Here is a 16,021-nt window from a genome sequence, read left to right as displayed (position 1 = left end):
GATCCCGACACGGGGTGCCCCGACCGGGGCTGAGATCACACCCGCCGAACCTGCTCTCGTCAGCACGAGCGAAGGGATGTCATGATGACGCTGCCGTCCGCCTCCGAGGTGTCGAGGCACCTCCGGACCGTCCGATCCACCGCGCCGCTGGTCCACTGCATCACGAACACCGTGGTGCAGAACTTCACAGCCAACGCGCTCCTCGCCGTCGGGGCCTCCCCCGCGATGGTCGACATCGTCGGCGAGGCCGGCCCGTTCGCCCGCGTGGCGAGCGGCCTGCTCGTCAACCTCGGCACGCCGAGCCCCGAGCAGCGAGCCGCCGCCGTGGAGGCCACCGAGGCGGCGGCCGACGCCGCGACCCCGTGGGTGCTCGATCCCGTCGCCGTCGGCGCGCTCCCGGTGCGCACGCCGCTCGCGCGGCGCCTCGCCGGGGCCGGTCCGCGCGTCATCCGCGGCAACCCCTCCGAGATCGCCGCGCTCGCGGGCGGCGGCCAGGGCGGGCGCGGAACCGACAGCGCGGTGGGCGTGGACGAGGTGCTGCCGGACGCCCGTTCGCTCGCGGCGCGCACCGGGGCGGTCGTCGCCGTGTCGGGAGTCGTGGACGCGATCATCGGCGGATCGAGCATCATGCGCGTGGCCACCGGCACGCCCCTCCTCACGCGGATCACCGGGGGCGGCTGCGCGCTCGGCGCCGTCATCACGGCCTTCGTCGGCGCGTGCCGCGACGACGATCCGGCGACCGTGACGACCTCGGCGGTGGCGGTCTACACGATCGCGGCCGAGCGCGCCGCACGCGCGGCGGCCGGGCCCGGATCGTTCGCCATGTCGCTGCTCGACGAGCTCGCGGCGCTCGACGACGACGCGATCGCGCGCGCCCTCGACGCCGCGGCCGCGGAGGGCGCGGCACGATGAGCGCCGACCTGTCGCTCTACCTCGTCACGGACGGCGCGCACGCGGCCGCCGCGGGGCACACCGTCCCGGACGTCGTCGCGCGGGCCGTGGCCGGGGGCGTCACGACCGTGCAGGTCCGCGAGAAGCACGCGGGCGCCCGCGACGTCCTCGAGCTCGTGCGGGCGGTCGCCGATCGCCTGCGCGCCGCTCCGCACGTGACGCTGCTCGTGAACGATCGCGTCGACGTCGCCATCGCCGCCCGCGACGCCGGGGCGCGCGTGGACGGCGTGCACGTGGGCCAGTCGGATCTGCCTGCGGCGGCCGCGCGCGCGATGCTCCGCGCCGCCGGCTTCGCGCGGCCCGTCGTCGGCGTCAGCGCGGCGACGCCCGAGCAGCTCGCCGCGGCCGAGCGCGACGGAGCCGACTACGTGGGCATCGGCGCGGTGCATCCGACGGCGACCAAGTCCGACGCGCCCGCCGCCGTCGGCCACGAGGGCTTCGGGCCGCTCGCCTCCGCCACCGCGCTGCCGGCCGTCGCGATCGGGGGCGTCACCGCGGCCGACGCCGCACCGCTGCGGGCGGCCGGGGCGGCGGGGATCGCGGTGGTCTCGGCCGTCTGCGCCGCGCCCGACCCCGAGGCGGCCGCCCGCGCGCTGCGCGGCGCCTTCGCGGGGGTGGACGCATGATCCCCCGCGTCCTCAGTATCGCGGGCACGGATCCGACCGGCGGCGCGGGGATCCAGGCCGATCTGAAGAGCATCGCGGCGCACGGCGGGTACGGCATGGCCGCCGTGACGTCGCTCGTCGCGCAGAACACGCACGGCGTGCGCTCGGTGCACACGCCGCCACCGTCGTTCCTCGCCGAGCAGCTTGACGCCGTGAGCGACGATGTCGAGATCGACGCGGTGAAGATCGGCATGCTCGGCGACGCGGCGACCGTGCGCATCGTGCGGGAGTGGCTCGAGCGGGTGCGGCCGCCCCGCGTGGTGCTCGACCCGGTCATGGTCGCCACCTCCGGCGACCGGCTGCTGGCCGCCGAGGCCGAGGAGGCGCTGCGCGAGCTGCTGCCGCTCGCCGATGTCGTCACCCCGAACGCCCCGGAGCTGGGCGTCCTCGTGGGCCGGCCCGCCGCCCGCGACACCGACGGGCTCCTCGACCAGGCGCGGCTGCTCGCGGAATCCTCCGGCACGCTGGTCGTCGCCAAGGGCGGGCACGTCCCGGGTCCGCTCGTCGTGGACGCCCTCGTCGGCCGGGAGGGCGCGCTCGCGCGCTTCGAGAGCCCGCGGATCGACACGTCGACCACCCACGGCACGGGGTGCTCGCTGTCCGCGGCGATCGCCACGCTCGCCGCGCGTGACGACGACTGGACGCTCGCGGTCGGGCGCGCCAGGGACTGGCTCGCCGCCGCGATCGCCGAGGGCCCCCGCCTGCGCGTGGGAACGGGCAACGGGCCGGTGCACCACCTCGTCGAGATCGAGCGGGTGCTGCCGGGCGCCGGGCCGATCACCTCGGCCTGGTGGCGCGACATCGCCGAGCTGCGCGCGCGGATCGACGCGCTGCCGTTCGTCCGCTCCCTCGCCGACGGCACGCTCGCCGCCGACACGTTCCGCTGGTACCTCGCGGAGGATGCCGCGTATCTCGCCGAGTACGCGACCCACCTGGCCCGGGCGGCGGAGCTCGCGCCGCGCACGTCCGACGCGGCGTTCTGGCGTGCGGGCTCCGTCGCCGCGCGCGAGGAGGCCGAGCGGCTGCACCTGCGATGGACCGCCGCCACCGCGGATGCCGCCCCCGCGACGCGCGCGTATCTCGATCACCTCGCCCGGTCGGCCGATCGCGGGTACGAGGTGCTCATCGCGGCCCTGTTGCCCTGCTACTGGATCTACGCCGACATCGGTCGGCGCATGCCCTCCCCCGATCCCGCGCACCCCTACGCCGCGTGGGTGCAGGCGTACGCCGACCCCTCCTTCGCCGCCGCGACCCGCCGGGCCACGGCGACCGTCGAGTGCGCCGCGCGGGCGGCCGATCCGGCGACGCTCGTCGACATGCGCGAGGCGTTCGTCACCTCCGCGCAGCACGAGCACGCCTTCTTCGCCGCCCCCTGAACGCGAACCGCATTCTCGCGCCGAGACAGCGTCCGAACGCCACGGTCTCGGCGCAATGATGCTGTCTCGCGGGAGGATAGGGGGGTGAGCGGATTCGGGGACGAGCTGAAGCGGGCGGCCGACACCATGCGCGAGGTGCGCGAGCGGTGCGTGTGGACGCAGCGGATGACACACGAGGAGCTCGTGCCGTATCTCATCGAGGAGTCGGCCGAGCTCGTCGACGCCGTCGAGCGCGGCGACCGCGCGGAGATGCGCGAGGAGCTGGGCGACCTGCTGTGGCAGGTGCTGTTCCACGCGGAGCTCGCCTCGCGCGACGATGACCCCTTCGACATCGACGACGTCGCCCGCGGGCTGAACGAGAAGATGATCCGCCGCCATCCGCACGTGTTCGGCGATGAGACGGCCGAGACGCCCGAGCGCGTGCTCGAGCTGTGGAACGCGGCCAAGGCGGCCGAGAAGCGCGACCGAACGTCGGTGCTCGACGGCGTGGCCGCAGGGATGCCGTCGCTCGCCCTCGCGCAGAAGATGCTCGGCAAGGGCGCGCAGGTCGGCGTGGGCGCCGAGCTGCTCGAGGACATCGCCGCGGCCGAGGCCATCGAGCAGGCCGAGGGCGTCGAGGCCCTGCCCGCGAGCGAGGAGGAGCTCGGCGACACGCTGCTCCGGCTCGTCGCCCTCGCCCGCGCCCGCGGCTGGGATGCTGAGCGCGCGCTGCGCGGCCGCGCCCGCGCCCTGGCCGACGAGATCCGCGCCGCCGAGTAGCCCGGCGGCGCGGATCGGGCGTCAGTCCAGCTGGCCCCTGAGCTCGTGCGGGTCGGGCTCGCCGCGCTCCGGCGCGGGCTCCTCGAGCCCCTCGGCCTGCAGCCGGCGGTGGTGACGCGCGCGCATCGATACGAGCACGGCCGCCATCACCAAGGAGATGACCGACCCGCCGAGCACGCCGAGGATCGCCTCGTCCCGCAGCAGCGCGTCGTCCGCGAACGCCAGGTTCGCCATCAGCAGCGACACCGTGAATCCGATGCCTCCCAGGGCCGCGGCGGCGAGGATGTCCGGGAACGCGATCGAGACGGGCTCGCCCTTGGGGCGGATCCGCACCGCGATCCATCCGAACAGCCCGATGCCGATGAGCTTGCCGACGGGCAGCGCCACGAGGATTCCCCACAGCGCCGGAGACAGCTCGGACGGCGACACCTGCGGGATTGCGACGAGGGCCGCGAAGAAGGCGAAGATCGGAAGGATCAGCCCGTTGATCCAGGGCTCGAGCGCGTGGCGCGCGTGCATGCCCTCGTCCTGACGGATCGCGAGTCCCAGCATGACGCCGGCGATCGTCGCGTGGATGCCGCCGAGGTACACGAACGCCCACGCCGCGAGCCCGAGCACGACCATCGCGATCGTGAGGACGACGGTGTTGCGGTCGTTGCGGAACCGGCTCAGCACCGCGAAGGCCACGACGAACAGGATGCCGATGGCGAGGCTGCCGAAGTCGATGTCGTGGGCGAACAGGACGGCGATGAAGAGGATGCCGACGATGTCGTCGATGATCGCGAGCGCCAGCAGGAACACGCGGACCTTCGAGGGAAGGCCCCGGCCGAACATGGCGAGCACGCCGAGGGCGAAGGCGATGTCGGTGGCGGTCGGCACGGGCCAGCCGTCGCGGGTGGCGGGGTCGCCCGCGGCGAAGAGCAGGTAGACGCCGATCGGCACGAGCACGCCGCCCGCCGCGGCGATCGCGGGCTGGATGGCCTTGCGGGCGCTGTTGAGCTGGCCCTTCGTGAGCTCGTACTGCAGCTCGACGGCGACGCCGAAGAAGAAGATGGCGAGCAGGAAGTCGCTCACCCAGTGGGAGATCGACAGGTCGAGGCCGGTGCCGGGGACCGCCAGGTGTGCGTGGCTGGCCTCGATCACGGCGCCGCCGAAGGGGAGGTTGGCCACGATCAGGCCCAGCGCCGCGGCGCCGAGCAGGAGGAAGGCCGGGAAACGCTCGGAACGGAGGAGCTTCATCAGGTCCTTTCGGGGTGACGGAGCCGCGCGCTGACCGCGCGCGACGCCGACCAGACTTCCCGGCACACCACGTTCCACCCTACCCGGCGGTCGTGGTCGAGCCGGTCGGGGCCCTGTCAGGCACCGGGAAGAGCGCGTCGAGCAGCTGGGCGACCCAGCCGATGAGCGCCGCGTCGTCGCCCGGCTCGATCCGGGTGGGCAGGGGCACGACCATCGCCTCTCCCCCGGACAGGATCTTCGCCCCGGGATACAGCCGCTGCACGCGCACCTTCATCGAGTCCGCGAGGTTCGCCGGTGCGATGCGCAGATTCTTGCCCATCGCGACGACGTCGGCCAGCCCGGCCTGCGCCGCGCGGCGACGCAGGCGCGCCACGCGCACGAGCCCCTGCACCTCGGCCGGCGGCTCGCCGTAGCGGTCCGTCAGCTCCTCGACGACGAGGTCGATCGCGTCGTCCGGTGCCGTCACGGCGGCGGCGGCCGAGAGCTTCTGGTACGCCTCGAGACGCAGGCGCTCGCTGTCGATGTACGACTCGGGGATGCGCGCGTCCACGGGCAGCTCGAGCCGCAGCTCGGTCGGCCCCTCGGTCTCCTCGCCGCGGAACGTCGCGACCGCCTCGCCGATCATGCGCAGGTACAGGTCGAAGCCGACGCCGGCGATGTGGCCCGCCTGCTCGGCGCCCAGCAGGTTGCCGGCGCCGCGCAGCTCGAGGTCCTTCATGGCCACCTGCGTGCCCGATCCGAGGTCGTTGTGCACCGCGATGGTCTGCAGTCGGTCGGCCGCCGTCTCGCTGAGCGGCTTGTTCTCGTCGTACACGAAGTACGCGTACGCGCGCTCGCGCCCGCGCCCCACGCGGCCGCGCAGCTGGTGCAGCTGGGCGAGGCCGTACTTGTCGGCGCGGTCGATGATGATCGTGTTCGCGTTGGCGATGTCGATGCCGGTCTCGATGATCGTCGTGCACACGAGCACGTCGAACTTGCGCTCCCAGAAGTCGTCGACGACCTGCTCCAGCTGGTGTTCGCCCATCTTGCCGTGCGCCACGGCTATGCGGGCCTCGGGTACGAGCTCGGCCAGGTGGGCCGCGACGGAGTTGATCGACTGCACCCGGTTGTGCACGTAGAACACCTGGCCCTCGCGCAGCAGCTCGCGGCGGATGGCGGCGGTCAGCTGCTTGTCGTTGCGCGGGCCAACGTACGAGAGGATCGGGTGCCTGTCCTCCGGCGGCGTCGCCAGCGTCGACATCTCGCGGATGCCGGTGACGGCCATCTCGAGCGTGCGCGGGATCGGCGTCGCGCTCATCGCGAGGATGTCGACGTTCGTCTTGAGCTTCTTCAGCGCGTCCTTGTGCTCCACGCCGAAGCGCTGCTCCTCGTCGACGATCAGCAGGCCGAGGTCCCTGAACGTCACGCCCTCGGTGAGGATCCGATGCGTGCCGATCACCATGTCCACGGATCCGTCGGCGAGGCCCTGCAGCGTCTCGCGGGCCTCCTTGTCGGTCTGGAAGCGGCTGAGCGCCCTGACCTTGACGGGGAAGCCGGCGAAGCGCTCCGTGAACGTCTCGAAGTGCTGCTTCACGAGCAGCGTCGTGGGCACGAGCATGGCGACCTGCTTGCCGTCCTGGATCGCCTTGAACGCGGCGCGCACGGCGACCTCGGTCTTGCCGAAGCCCACGTCGCCCGACAGCAGGCGGTCCATCGGGACCGGGCGCTCCATGTCGCGCTTGATCTCGTCGATGGTCTGCAGCTGATCGGGCGTCTCCGCGAACGGGAACGCCTCCTCCAGCTCCCGCTGCCACGGCGTGTCGGGGCCGAACGCGTGGCCCTTCGCCGCCATGCGGGCCGAGTAGAGCTTGACGAGCTCGACGGCGATGTCGCGCACCGCCCTGCGCGCCCTGCTCTTGGCCTGCGACCAGTCGCTGCCGCCCATCTTCGACAGCTGCGGGCTCTCGCCGCCCACGTACTTCGAGAGCAGGTCGAGCTGATCCGTCGGCACGAACAGCTTGTCGCCGGGGTAGCCACGCTTGGACGGTGCGTACTCGAGCACGAGGTAGTCGCGCTCGGTCTTGACGGCGTTGCGGCCGCCGCTGGAGACCTGGCGCTTGGTCATCTCCACGAAGCGGCCGATGCCGTGGGTGGAGTGGACGACGAAGTCGCCGGGCTTGAGCTGCAGCGGGTCGACGACGTTGCGGCGCCGGCTCGCGAGCTTCTTGGGACCGCGGTTCGTGCCGCCGATCGTGCGGCCGTAGAACTCGTTCTCGCTGAGGACGGCCAGCCGCGCCTCGTCCGATTCGAACCCCTGCTCGATCGCGCCGCGCACGAGCGTGACGAGCCCCGACTCGGGCGTCTCGTCCAGCGTCTCGACGACGCGCGCCGCGATCCCGCGCTCCGAGAGCACGTCCCTGGCCCGCTCGATCAGGCCCGCGCCCTCCGCCACGACGACGACGGCCCAGCCCTCGCGCACGCGCGCGGCGATGTGCTCGGTCGCGCCGTCGACATTGCCGTGGAACGACGGCACGATCGAGCCGCGGATCCGCGTGCCCTCGGCGGCCTCGTGGTCCTCGCCGGCCTCGGCGAGCTCCGCCGCGATGTCGGCCGCGCCCGAGTCGAACGGGCTGAGCGTCCACCACACGCCGCCGCCGTCGCGCACGTCCTCGCGCAGCCGCCCGATCGTGAGGAAGTCGCCGCTGGCGAGGTCGACCGGCGCGCTCGCGCCGCTCGTCGCGGCGTTCCAGGCAGCCTCGAGGAACTCGCGGTTCGTCTCGGCGAGCGACAGCGCGCGCGTGACCGCGCGCTCCGGATCGACGAGCGCCACGGCGGCGCCCGGGGGCAGATAGCTCGCGAGCGAGACGAGCGGGCCCGCCACCACCGGCGTGAGGGACTCCATGCCCTCCGTCGGAATGCCCTCCGCCATGCGCTCCAGCAGCTGGGCGATGCCGGGCAGGCTCCCCTGCAGCGAACGGGCGCGCTCGCGGATCTCGTCGGTGAGCAGCAGCTCGCGGCTCGGCACGAGCTCGACCCGGGCGACGTCGCCCGGCAGCGACCGCTGGTCGGCCACCGAGAACGCGCGGATCTGGTCGACCTCGTCGCCGAACAGCTCGATGCGATACGGGTGCTCCGCGACGGGCGGGAACACGTCGAGGATGCCGCCGCGCACCGCGAACTCGCCGCGGCGCGAGACCATGTCGACGCGCGTGTACGCACGCTCGACGAGCGCCGCGACGATCTCGTCGAGGTCGTGCCCGCGCTCGCCCGTCGCGAGCACGATCGGCTCGACGTCGGCCAGACCGGCCGCGAGCGGCTGCACCGCGGCGCGCATGGAGGCGGTGACGACGACGGGCGAGGAGCCGTCCCACGCGGCCAGCGCGCGCAGCGTCGCGAGCCGCCGGCCCACGGTCTCGGCGCTCGGGCTCAGGCGCTCGTGCGGCAGGGTCTCCCACGCGGGGAAACTCAGGACCGTCGCCTCGGGCACGAACGACTGCAGGGCCGCGCCCAGCGCATCGGCGCGGCGCCCGGTCGGCGCGATGGCCAGCAGAGCGCCGGGCCGGCCGGAGGCGGCACGGCGTGCGAGGAGCGCCGCGAGCGCCGGGGCGTCGAGCCCGTCGACGAGCGAGAAGTCGGCATCGACGCCGGCGTTCGCGACCGCGTCGCGAAAGGACTCGGAGCGGTCGAGGGCGCGCGAGATCCCGTGCACAGTCACCGATCAAGTCTACCGGGGCGCTCTTTTATTGGATCTGCGCGCGCTCGGGCACCCGCTGCGCGGGCGCCGCTCGCGTGCTTCGCTCGCACAGTGACCGGTTGCGCGGCGGCTGCTGCGTGGTCGCGCCCCACGGTTGCTGAACTTCAGCGGCGAAGCCGCGGAGATGAAGCGACCACCGCAACACCCCGCCGTCGCGTCAGGGCTTGGGGGCGTGGACCTTCTGCTGGGCCGCGACGAGGCCCTGCTCCACGATCAGCTCCACGGCATCGGCGGCATCGGCGATGAGGATCGGCAGCGTCTTGCGCTCCGCGACGCCGAAGGGATCGAGCACCCAGTCCGCGGGATCCTGCCGGCCGGGCGGGCGACCGATGCCCACCCGCACCCGGGCGAAGTCCGGCGTGCCCAGGGCCTTCGCCACATCGCGCACGCCGTTGTGGCCGCCGTGCCCGCCGCCGGACTTCAGGCGGATGGTGTCGAAGGGGATGTCGAGCTCGTCGTGGACGACGATGACCCGATCCGGATCGATCTTGAAGAACTTCGCGAGCGACGAGACGGGCCCGCCCGACACGTTCATGAACGAGTTCGGCTTGGCCGCGATGAGCTTGGGACCGCCGATGCGCAGGCGCCCCTCCGCCACGCGCGCGTTCGCCTGCCTCTGCTGCGTGAACGACGCGCTCATGCGGTCGGCGAGCTCGTCGACGACGAGCTGGCCGACGTTGTGCCGGGTCAGCTCATAGCGCGGGCCGGGGTTGCCGAGCCCGACGACCAGCCACGTCTCGGCCATGCGTCATCCTCCAGTGGACAGCGGAAGGGGGTGCGACAGAATCGTCACACCCCCTTCCGGCAGGATCGGAATTACTCGCCCGACTCCTCAGCGCCCTCGGCCGCCTCGGCCTCGTCGGCGACCTCGCCGCGCGGCGTCGAGACGCCGACGACGAGCGTCTCGCCGTCGGTCGCGAGGCTGGCGCCCTGCGGCAGCGTGACGTCGGCGGCCGTGATGTGCGAACCGTCCTCGAGACCCTCGACCGAGACCTCGATGTGCTCCGGGATGTGCGTGGCCTCCACCTCGACGGTCAGCGATGCCGTCTCGAGCGTGTGGATCGTGCCGGGGAAGGTCTCGCCGGTGATGACGATCGGAACGTCGACCTGGATCTTCTCGCCCTGCTGCACGACGATGAGGTCGACGTGCTCGATGATCTGGCGCACCGGGTCGCGCTGCACGTCCTTCACGAGGACGAGGTGCTGGGTGCCGTCGACAGTGAGGTCGATGAGCGCGTTCGCCTGGCGGACGATCAGCGCCGTCTCGTGGCCCGGCAGCGCGACGTGGATCGGCTCGGCGCCGTGGCCGTAGACGACGGCGGGGATCTTGCCGGCGGCGCGCAGGCGGCGGGCGAAGCCCTTGCCGAACTCGGTGCGGGTCTCGGCGGTCAGGGTGGCGTTCTCGGACATTGATGTTCTCCTCATGCACACGGCGATGCGGTGGCCGTGGTGGTCTGCTTTCTCGACTCGAACGCGACGCGTGAGGAGAGCCACGAGGCCCGCATCACCGCGTCGATCACGGACTCCGGAGCGCACGCGCACGAAGATCCCTCGCCGAGGTGCCTCCATGCTACCCGAACCGGCCTCCGGAACGGCAATCGCGCTCGCGGAGCCGATAGCCTGAGGGGGCGCCCCTGGTCGGGGCGTCCGTTCCGCGAAGGAGTCACCGCATGCTCGACGCTGCCGCTTGGTCGCACGTCATCACCTGGGTCATCGGCGGCGTGTCCGTCGTCGCCGCCGTCACGATCGTCGGCGCGTTCTTCTCCCTCGGCCGCTCCGGCTACCGCAAGGACTGATCGCCATGACCACTGCAGCCAACATCGGAGTCGTCGGACTCGCCGTGATGGGGTCGAACCTCGCGCGCAACCTCGCCAGCCGCGAGGGCAACACGGTGGCGGTGTACAACCGCAGCCGGTCCAAGACCGACGAGCTCGTCGCCGCGCACCCCGAGGCCGGGTTCCTGCCCGCGTACAGCTACGAGGAGTTCGCCGCGACGCTGTCGAAGCCGCGCACGGCGATCATCATGGTCAAGGCCGGCGGCCCGACCGACGCCGTCATCGAGGAGCTCGTGAAGGTGTTCGAGCCGGGCGACATCATCGTCGACGGCGGCAACGCGCTGTTCACCGACACGATCCGCCGCGAGAAGGCGGTGCGCGAGACGGGCATCAACTTCGTCGGCGCGGGCATCTCGGGCGGCGAGGAGGGCGCGCTGAACGGCCCCTCGATCATGCCGGGCGGATCGGACGAATCGTGGGTCACGCTCGGCCCGATCCTGAAGTCCATCGCCGCGGTCGCGGAGGGCGAGCCGTGCGTGACGCACGTGGGCCACGACGGTGCCGGGCACTTCGTGAAGATGGTGCACAACGGCATCGAGTACGCCGACATGCAGCTGATCGCCGAGGCGTACGACCTCATCCGCCGCGGCACGGGCAAGAGCCCGGCCGAGATCGCGGACGTGTTCGCCGAGTGGAACACTGGCGAACTGGAGTCGTACCTCATCGAGATCACCGCCGAGGTGCTGCGCCAGGTCGACGCCGAAACCGGCAAGCCGCTCGTGGACGTGATCCTCGATCAGGCGGGCGCCAAGGGCACGGGCGCGTGGACGGTGCAGACCGCGCTGTCGCTGGGCGTGCCGGTCTCGGGCATCGCCGAGGCCACGTTCGCCCGGTCCCTGTCGTCGCACCCCGAGCAGCGTGAAGCCGCCGCGGACCTGCCCGGCCCCGACGAAGGCTTCCGGGTGGACGACGTCGACGCGTTCATCGAGGACGTGCGCCTGGCGCTGTTCGCCTCGAAGATCGTCGCGTACTCGCAGGGCTTCGACGAGATCCGCGCCGGCGCCGCCGAGTACGGGTGGAACATCGACCTCGGCGCGATCGCGAAGATCTGGCGGGCCGGCTGCATCATCCGCGCCCAGTTCCTCAACCGCATCAGCGACGCCTACGCCGAGGCCCCTGACCTGCCCGTGCTCATGACCGCGCCGTACTTCGTCGAGGTGTTCGGCCGCGCGCAGGCCGCGTGGCGGCGCGTGGTCGTCTCCGCCGCGCAGGCAGGGATCCCCTCCCCCGCGTTCTCGTCCTCGCTGGCGTACTACGACGGCATCCGCGCCGACCGCCTGCCGGCCGCGCTCGTGCAGGGACAGCGCGACTTCTTCGGCGCGCACACCTACAAGCGCATCGACAAGCCCGGCACCTTCCACACCCTCTGGTCGGCCGACCGCACCGAGATCGAGGCGGAAGACACCCACTGACGCGGGCCCCACCCCGTCCCCGACGTCCGGTCCGCTCAGGCGGGCCGGACGTTGTGGTTGCGGCGGAAGACGTTCTGCGGATCCCACGCTGCCTTCACGCGGCGCAGCCGCGACATCGTCTCGACGGGGTAGACCTTGACGACGAGCTCCGGCTCCGTCGCGTTGAGGAAGTTGCCGTAGACGCCACGACCGAGCGCCTCGATCGCGGCCCAGTCCGCCTCGACGCGGGCGCGCTCGGCGTCGTCGAGATGCGGCCCGTCGAAGGCGCCCGCCATGGCGAACCACCCCGCCTCGCGGGCGGGGAACGCCGTGGCCTCCGGCGCGACGTCGCCGTAGGCGCCGCCGCATCCCACTCGGGGTCGGTCGCCGTGAGCACGGTGCCGGCGAGCCCGGCGCGCAGGTCGTCGATCGTGGTCATGGCACGAACGGTAGCGCCCACCTCCGACACGCGAACGACGGGGCCGGCCCCGCATGCGTCGCGGCTCAGCGCAGGGCGACGAGCCCGAGGTTGCCGAGAATGGCGAAGGCGACGCCCCACAGGATGATCGAGACGATCTGCCAGAAGATCACCTGATTGCGGCTGGCGCCGAACGAGACCATGAGGCCCGAGGTGATCTGGCTGGGCAGCAGCGTCTGGCCGAGCAGGCTGACGCCCGGCACGCCGAAGCGGTCGAACATCTTCTTGAAGCGCTGCTTGCGCGGCGACAGCTCCGGCTCCTCCTCGCCCGCGGCGCGCCCGGCCAGCACCTTCCGGCGCGCCCCCGCCCCGACGAAGACGAAGGCGAGCATCGAGACGACGTTCCCGACGATCGCGGCGAGCACCGCGACGACGGTCGGCACGCCGGCCAGCACGCCGATGAGCGTGCCGAAGTACGACTCGACGAACGGGATGGCGGACACGAGCATGACGCCCAGCCACTGCGCCCAGACGGGCAGGGAGTCGGTGAAGGCGACGAGCGCGTCGTACATGGGATCTCTCCTCGATGGGGGTGTAAAGTGACCTTGACATGACAAGCTTGCTTGACAATCTCGATAGTGTCAAGTGGGCTTTACACATGGATTCCGAGGAGAACGTGCGAAGCAGGGTCAGAGAGCTGCGCGGCGAACGCGGGCTGTCTCAGCAGGCGCTGGGCGACGCGCTGGGCGTCTCGCGGCAGACGATCAACGCGATCGAGACGGGCCGGTACGACCCGTCGCTCACGCTCGCGGTGCACCTGGCGCGCTACTTCGGCGCGCCCGTGGAGGAGGTCTTCGATGTCGATGGATGAGCAGGGATCGCGGGATCGGGCACGCGGACGCCGCCGGTGGCCCATCTCGATCCTCAACACCGTGATCTACGGCGCGATGACGCTGTTCGGCGTCTGGCTCATCGTGGTCGACAGGATCGGGCCCGGCGTCATCCTGATCGTGGCCGCCGTGCTCGGCGCCCTCGCATCGGCCTTCGCGCGGCGGCGCGGATCGGGCGACCTGGAGCGCGTGAACGCGCTCGAGTTCGCGGACGAGCGCGATCGCGCCGCGGCCGGCAAGGCGCTCGCCACGGTCGGCGTCGCCGCGCTCCTCGCGTCGATGGCGCAGTTCGTCGTCGCGATCATCGTCGACGATCCGCTGTTCTCGCTGATGAGCGCCGCGGTACTCCTGTTCCTGGCGATCGTCTGGCTCGTCGCGAACTGGTACTTCGTCCGCCGCGGCTGAGCGCGGGGGTTCACAGCGGGGGCATAGGCGGCACCATAGGAAACCCATAGGTGCGGGCGCAGAATGGGTGCCATGACGACCCCGCAGCCCGCCCTCACCCGCGCCGACGGCTCGCCCGTCCGCGTGCTCGTCGTCGACGACGAGCAGATGCTCACCGACCTGCTCTCGATGGCGCTGAAGATGGAGGGCTGGGACGTGCGCGCCGCCTCCAGCGGGTTCGACGCGCTGCAGGCCGCCCGCGAGTTCGAGCCCGACGCGATCGTGCTCGACATCATGATGCCCGACCTCGACGGACTGGCCGTGATGCAGCGACTGCGCCAGGCGGGCGACGACGTGCCGATCCTGTTCCTCACGGCCAAGGACGCCGTCGCCGACCGGGTGGCCGGGCTGACGGCGGGCGGCGACGACTACGTGACCAAGCCGTTCAGCCTGGAGGAGGTCGTGGCGCGGCTGCGCGCGCTGATGCGGCGCGCCGGGGTGCAGACGGCGGACGCCGAGCCGATCCTGCGCGTCGCCGACCTCACGCTCAACGAGGACAGCCACGAGGTCGAGCGCGGCGGCGAGCCCATCGAGCTGACCGCCACGGAGTTCGAGCTGCTGCGCTACCTCATGCGCAACCCGCGCCGCGTGCTCTCGAAGGCGCAGATCCTGGATCGGGTGTGGCAGTACGACTTCGGCGGCAAGTCGAGCGTCGTCGAGCTGTACATCTCGTACCTGCGCAAGAAGATCGACGCCGGGCGCGAGCCGCTGATCCACACGATCCGCGGCGCCGGCTACATGATCAAGGCGCCGCAGTGACCGAAGCGGCCGACGACACCCGGGCGGGGGCACCGCCCGGCCCCCCGCGGCCCGGCGACGCCGCGCTCCACGGCGCCGACGCCCCGGCGACCGGCACCGTCTCGTCCGGGCGGGCGCCGATGTCGTTCCAGACCAAGCTCATGCTCACGGTCTTCACGATCGTGGCGCTGATCCTCGTCGTCGTCTCGGCCGTCATGAGCCTCGTGCTCGGCCGCGTGCTCGAGTCGTCGCTCTCGCAGCAGGTCGAGTCGCTCGCCGACAGCGCGTCGTCGTGGGTCTCACCGGGGCAGGACGCCGCCTCGCAGCTCGCCAGTGCGCGCACCTTCCCCGGCACGATCCTCATCGTGCTCTCCACGACGAACGGGACGATCTCCGGGGCGATCAGCGACGGCCCGCGCGTGACGGGCCTCAGCACGGCTCAGCTCGCCGACGCCCGGAGCACGCGTAGCGAGACCGCGACCACGGTCACGATCGCCGGGGAGGGCGAGTTCCGGATCGCCTCCGGCCAGGTGCCCGGCGGCGTCTACCTGATCGGCGTGTCCACCTCCGGCGTGCGGGCCACCGTGGGGCAGATGCTCTCGACGATCGCGTTCGTCACGGCGGGCGGCCTGCTCGTGCTCGGCGCGGCCGTCACCGCCGTCATCCACCGCGGACTGCGTCCCCTGCGCGCCGTCGCCGACACCGCCACCCGCGTCGCCCGCCTCCCCCTGCACGCCGGCGCCGTCTCGATCGACGAGCGCGTGCCGGCGGACCAGGCCGACCCCCGCACGGAGATCGGGCAGGTCGGCGCCGCGCTCAACACGCTGCTCGATCACGTCGACTCCTCGCTCGACGAGCGCCAGCGCAACGAGGAGCGGATGCGGCGCTTCGTCGCCGACGCGAGCCACGAGCTGCGCACGCCGCTGGCGTCGATCCGGGGCTACTCCGAGCTGTCGCTGCGCGATCCGGCGCTGTCGGACACGACCGGGCAGTCGCTCGAGCGCATCCAGGCGCAGTCGATCCGCATGACGAGCCTGGTCGAGGATCTGCTGCTGCTGGCGCGGCTCGACGAGGGCACCGAGATCGTCGTGGGGGCCGTGGATCTCACACAGGTGGCGGTGGAGGCGCTCGCGGATCAGCAGGTGGCCGCGCCCGACCACGAGTGGCAGGCGGAGGTGCCCGACGATCCTGTCGTCGTCGCGGGCGATGCCGCCCGGCTGAGCCAGGTCGTTCTGAACCTGCTCGCCAACGCCCGCACCCACACGCCGGCGGGAACCGCGGTCACGCTGCGCATCGCCCGCGAGGGCAGCGGAGGCGCGACCCGCGCCGTGCTGCAGGTGCACGACGACGGCCCCGGCATCGACCCCGCGCTGCAGAAGGAGCTGTTCGCGCGCTTCGCCCGCGGCGACGTCTCCCGCGCCCGCAAGACGGGCGGCACGGGCCTGGGACTCGCGATCGCGAAGGCCATCGTCGAGGCCCACCACGGCACCATCACGGTGCGCAGCGAGCCGGGCGACACGACCTTCGAGGTGCGTCTGCCCGCCCGGCCGGCCTGAGCCGACCGAGCGCACGAGCCGGGGGC

The 16,021-nt window shown here is 72.4% G+C and carries 16 protein-coding genes and 1 riboswitch; of the genes, 10 read left to right on the top strand and 6 right to left on the bottom strand.

The features are described 5' to 3' along the window. A riboswitch (TPP riboswitch) is annotated at positions 1-94 on the top strand. The 4 genes from thiM (at position 85) to ACODR5_RS01735 (ending at position 3,751) form a co-directional block, all read left to right on the top strand. Next, entirely contained in the window at positions 85-912 is an 828-nt protein-coding gene (gene thiM, locus ACODR5_RS01750) for a hydroxyethylthiazole kinase (RefSeq protein WP_488982532.1), read from the top strand. It overlaps the preceding riboswitch by 10 nt. Continuing rightward, entirely contained in the window at positions 909-1,577 is a 669-nt protein-coding gene (thiE, locus tag ACODR5_RS01745) for a thiamine phosphate synthase (RefSeq protein WP_460817947.1), read from the top strand. Before thiM ends, thiE begins: the two co-directional genes overlap by 4 nt. Further along, complete coding sequence (gene thiD, locus ACODR5_RS01740) at positions 1,574-2,992, top strand: bifunctional hydroxymethylpyrimidine kinase/phosphomethylpyrimidine kinase (protein ID WP_488982531.1); 1,419 nt, start codon at positions 1,574-1,576, stop codon at positions 2,990-2,992. The genes thiE and thiD overlap by 4 nt, the downstream gene beginning before the upstream one ends. Positions 2,993-3,118: 126 nt before the next feature. Further along, complete coding sequence (locus tag ACODR5_RS01735) at positions 3,119-3,751, top strand: nucleoside triphosphate pyrophosphohydrolase (protein WP_488982577.1); 633 nt, start codon at positions 3,119-3,121, stop codon at positions 3,749-3,751. Between the two features lie 21 nt (positions 3,752-3,772). Here the strand turns inward: ACODR5_RS01735 and nhaA are convergent, their stop codons facing one another. The 4 genes from nhaA to ACODR5_RS01715 form a co-directional block, all read right to left on the bottom strand. Beyond that, entirely contained in the window at positions 3,773-4,990 is a 1,218-nt protein-coding gene (gene nhaA / locus ACODR5_RS01730; protein ID WP_460817949.1) for a Na+/H+ antiporter NhaA, read from the bottom strand. Positions 4,991-5,069: 79 nt separating this feature from the next. Beyond that, a complete protein-coding gene (mfd, locus tag ACODR5_RS01725) occupies positions 5,070-8,684 on the bottom strand; it encodes a transcription-repair coupling factor (RefSeq protein ID WP_488982530.1) in 3,615 nt (1,204 codons plus the stop codon). Positions 8,685-8,880: 196 nt separating this feature from the next. Next, positions 8,881-9,468 carry an aminoacyl-tRNA hydrolase gene (gene pth, locus ACODR5_RS01720; RefSeq protein WP_460816717.1) on the bottom strand — a complete coding sequence of 196 codons (588 nt, stop codon included), beginning with the start codon at positions 9,466-9,468 and terminating at the stop codon, positions 8,881-8,883. Positions 9,469-9,539: 71 nt separating this feature from the next. Beyond that, the gene (locus ACODR5_RS01715) at positions 9,540-10,133 is read right to left on the bottom strand and encodes a 50S ribosomal protein L25/general stress protein Ctc (RefSeq protein WP_460816719.1); all 594 of its coding nucleotides are present in this window, start codon (positions 10,131-10,133) and stop codon (positions 9,540-9,542) included. 260 nt (positions 10,134-10,393) lie between these two features. On the opposite strand from ACODR5_RS01715, the gene ACODR5_RS01710 reads away from it, so the two are divergent. Both ACODR5_RS01710 and gndA read left to right on the top strand, forming a co-directional pair. After that, the gene (locus ACODR5_RS01710; protein ID WP_449853609.1) at positions 10,394-10,519 is read left to right on the top strand and encodes a hypothetical protein; all 126 of its coding nucleotides are present in this window, start codon (positions 10,394-10,396) and stop codon (positions 10,517-10,519) included. A gap of 5 nt (positions 10,520-10,524) precedes the next feature. Continuing rightward, positions 10,525-11,970, top strand: coding sequence for an NADP-dependent phosphogluconate dehydrogenase (gene gndA / locus ACODR5_RS01705; RefSeq protein ID WP_449853610.1), 1,446 nt, complete (start codon positions 10,525-10,527; stop codon positions 11,968-11,970). 35 nt (positions 11,971-12,005) lie between these two features. Here the strand turns inward: gndA and ACODR5_RS01700 are convergent, their stop codons facing one another. Beyond that, positions 12,006-12,323: a BBE domain-containing protein gene (locus ACODR5_RS01700; RefSeq protein ID WP_488982529.1), complete on the bottom strand. Its 318-nt coding sequence runs from the start codon at positions 12,321-12,323 to the stop codon at positions 12,006-12,008. Between the two features lie 130 nt (positions 12,324-12,453). After that, positions 12,454-12,939, bottom strand: a complete 486-nt coding sequence (locus ACODR5_RS01695) for a hypothetical protein (protein WP_449853612.1) — start codon at positions 12,937-12,939, stop codon at positions 12,454-12,456. An 86-nt stretch (positions 12,940-13,025) separates the two neighbouring features. Between ACODR5_RS01695 and ACODR5_RS01690 the strand changes: the two genes are divergently transcribed. The 4 genes from ACODR5_RS01690 to ACODR5_RS01675 all read left to right on the top strand — a co-directional run bounded on the left by ACODR5_RS01690 (position 13,026) and on the right by ACODR5_RS01675 (position 15,995). Continuing rightward, entirely contained in the window at positions 13,026-13,238 is a 213-nt protein-coding gene (locus ACODR5_RS01690) for a helix-turn-helix transcriptional regulator (protein WP_449853613.1), read from the top strand. Then, positions 13,225-13,662, top strand: a complete 438-nt coding sequence (locus tag ACODR5_RS01685; RefSeq protein ID WP_449853614.1) for a hypothetical protein — start codon at positions 13,225-13,227, stop codon at positions 13,660-13,662. The genes ACODR5_RS01690 and ACODR5_RS01685 overlap by 14 nt, the downstream gene beginning before the upstream one ends. 72 nt (positions 13,663-13,734) lie before the next feature. Beyond that, on the top strand, positions 13,735-14,460 hold the full coding sequence (locus ACODR5_RS01680) for a response regulator transcription factor (protein WP_449853615.1): 726 nt from the start codon (positions 13,735-13,737) through the stop codon (positions 14,458-14,460). Beyond that, the gene (locus tag ACODR5_RS01675) at positions 14,457-15,995 is read left to right on the top strand and encodes a sensor histidine kinase (RefSeq protein ID WP_488982528.1); all 1,539 of its coding nucleotides are present in this window, start codon (positions 14,457-14,459) and stop codon (positions 15,993-15,995) included. Before ACODR5_RS01680 ends, ACODR5_RS01675 begins: the two co-directional genes overlap by 4 nt. The last annotated feature ends 26 nt before the right edge of the window (positions 15,996-16,021 follow it).

Source organism: Microbacterium sp. FG3 (assembly GCF_057809335.1).
This window is presented reverse-complemented; position numbering and strand designations above follow the sequence as displayed.

Excerpts from the sequence above, each read along its gene's own strand:
- thiM (WP_488982532.1), top strand. The coding sequence starts at position 85 with ATGACGCTGCCGTCCGCCTCCGAGGTGTCGAGGCACCTCCGGACCGTC.
- thiE (WP_460817947.1), top strand. The coding sequence starts at position 909 with ATGAGCGCCGACCTGTCGCTCTACCTCGTCACGGACGGCGCGCACGCG.
- thiD (WP_488982531.1), top strand. The coding sequence starts at position 1,574 with ATGATCCCCCGCGTCCTCAGTATCGCGGGCACGGATCCGACCGGCGGC.
- ACODR5_RS01735 (WP_488982577.1), top strand. The coding sequence starts at position 3,119 with ATGCGCGAGGTGCGCGAGCGGTGCGTGTGGACGCAGCGGATGACACAC.
- nhaA (WP_460817949.1), bottom strand. The coding sequence starts at position 4,990 with ATGAAGCTCCTCCGTTCCGAGCGTTTCCCGGCCTTCCTCCTGCTCGGC.
- pth (WP_460816717.1), bottom strand. The coding sequence starts at position 9,468 with ATGGCCGAGACGTGGCTGGTCGTCGGGCTCGGCAACCCCGGCCCGCGC.
- ACODR5_RS01715 (WP_460816719.1), bottom strand. The coding sequence starts at position 10,133 with ATGTCCGAGAACGCCACCCTGACCGCCGAGACCCGCACCGAGTTCGGC.
- ACODR5_RS01710 (WP_449853609.1), top strand. The coding sequence starts at position 10,394 with ATGCTCGACGCTGCCGCTTGGTCGCACGTCATCACCTGGGTCATCGGC.
- gndA (WP_449853610.1), top strand. The coding sequence starts at position 10,525 with ATGACCACTGCAGCCAACATCGGAGTCGTCGGACTCGCCGTGATGGGG.
- ACODR5_RS01695 (WP_449853612.1), bottom strand. The coding sequence starts at position 12,939 with ATGTACGACGCGCTCGTCGCCTTCACCGACTCCCTGCCCGTCTGGGCG.
- ACODR5_RS01690 (WP_449853613.1), top strand. The coding sequence starts at position 13,026 with ATGGATTCCGAGGAGAACGTGCGAAGCAGGGTCAGAGAGCTGCGCGGC.
- ACODR5_RS01685 (WP_449853614.1), top strand. The coding sequence starts at position 13,225 with ATGTCGATGGATGAGCAGGGATCGCGGGATCGGGCACGCGGACGCCGC.
- ACODR5_RS01680 (WP_449853615.1), top strand. The coding sequence starts at position 13,735 with ATGACGACCCCGCAGCCCGCCCTCACCCGCGCCGACGGCTCGCCCGTC.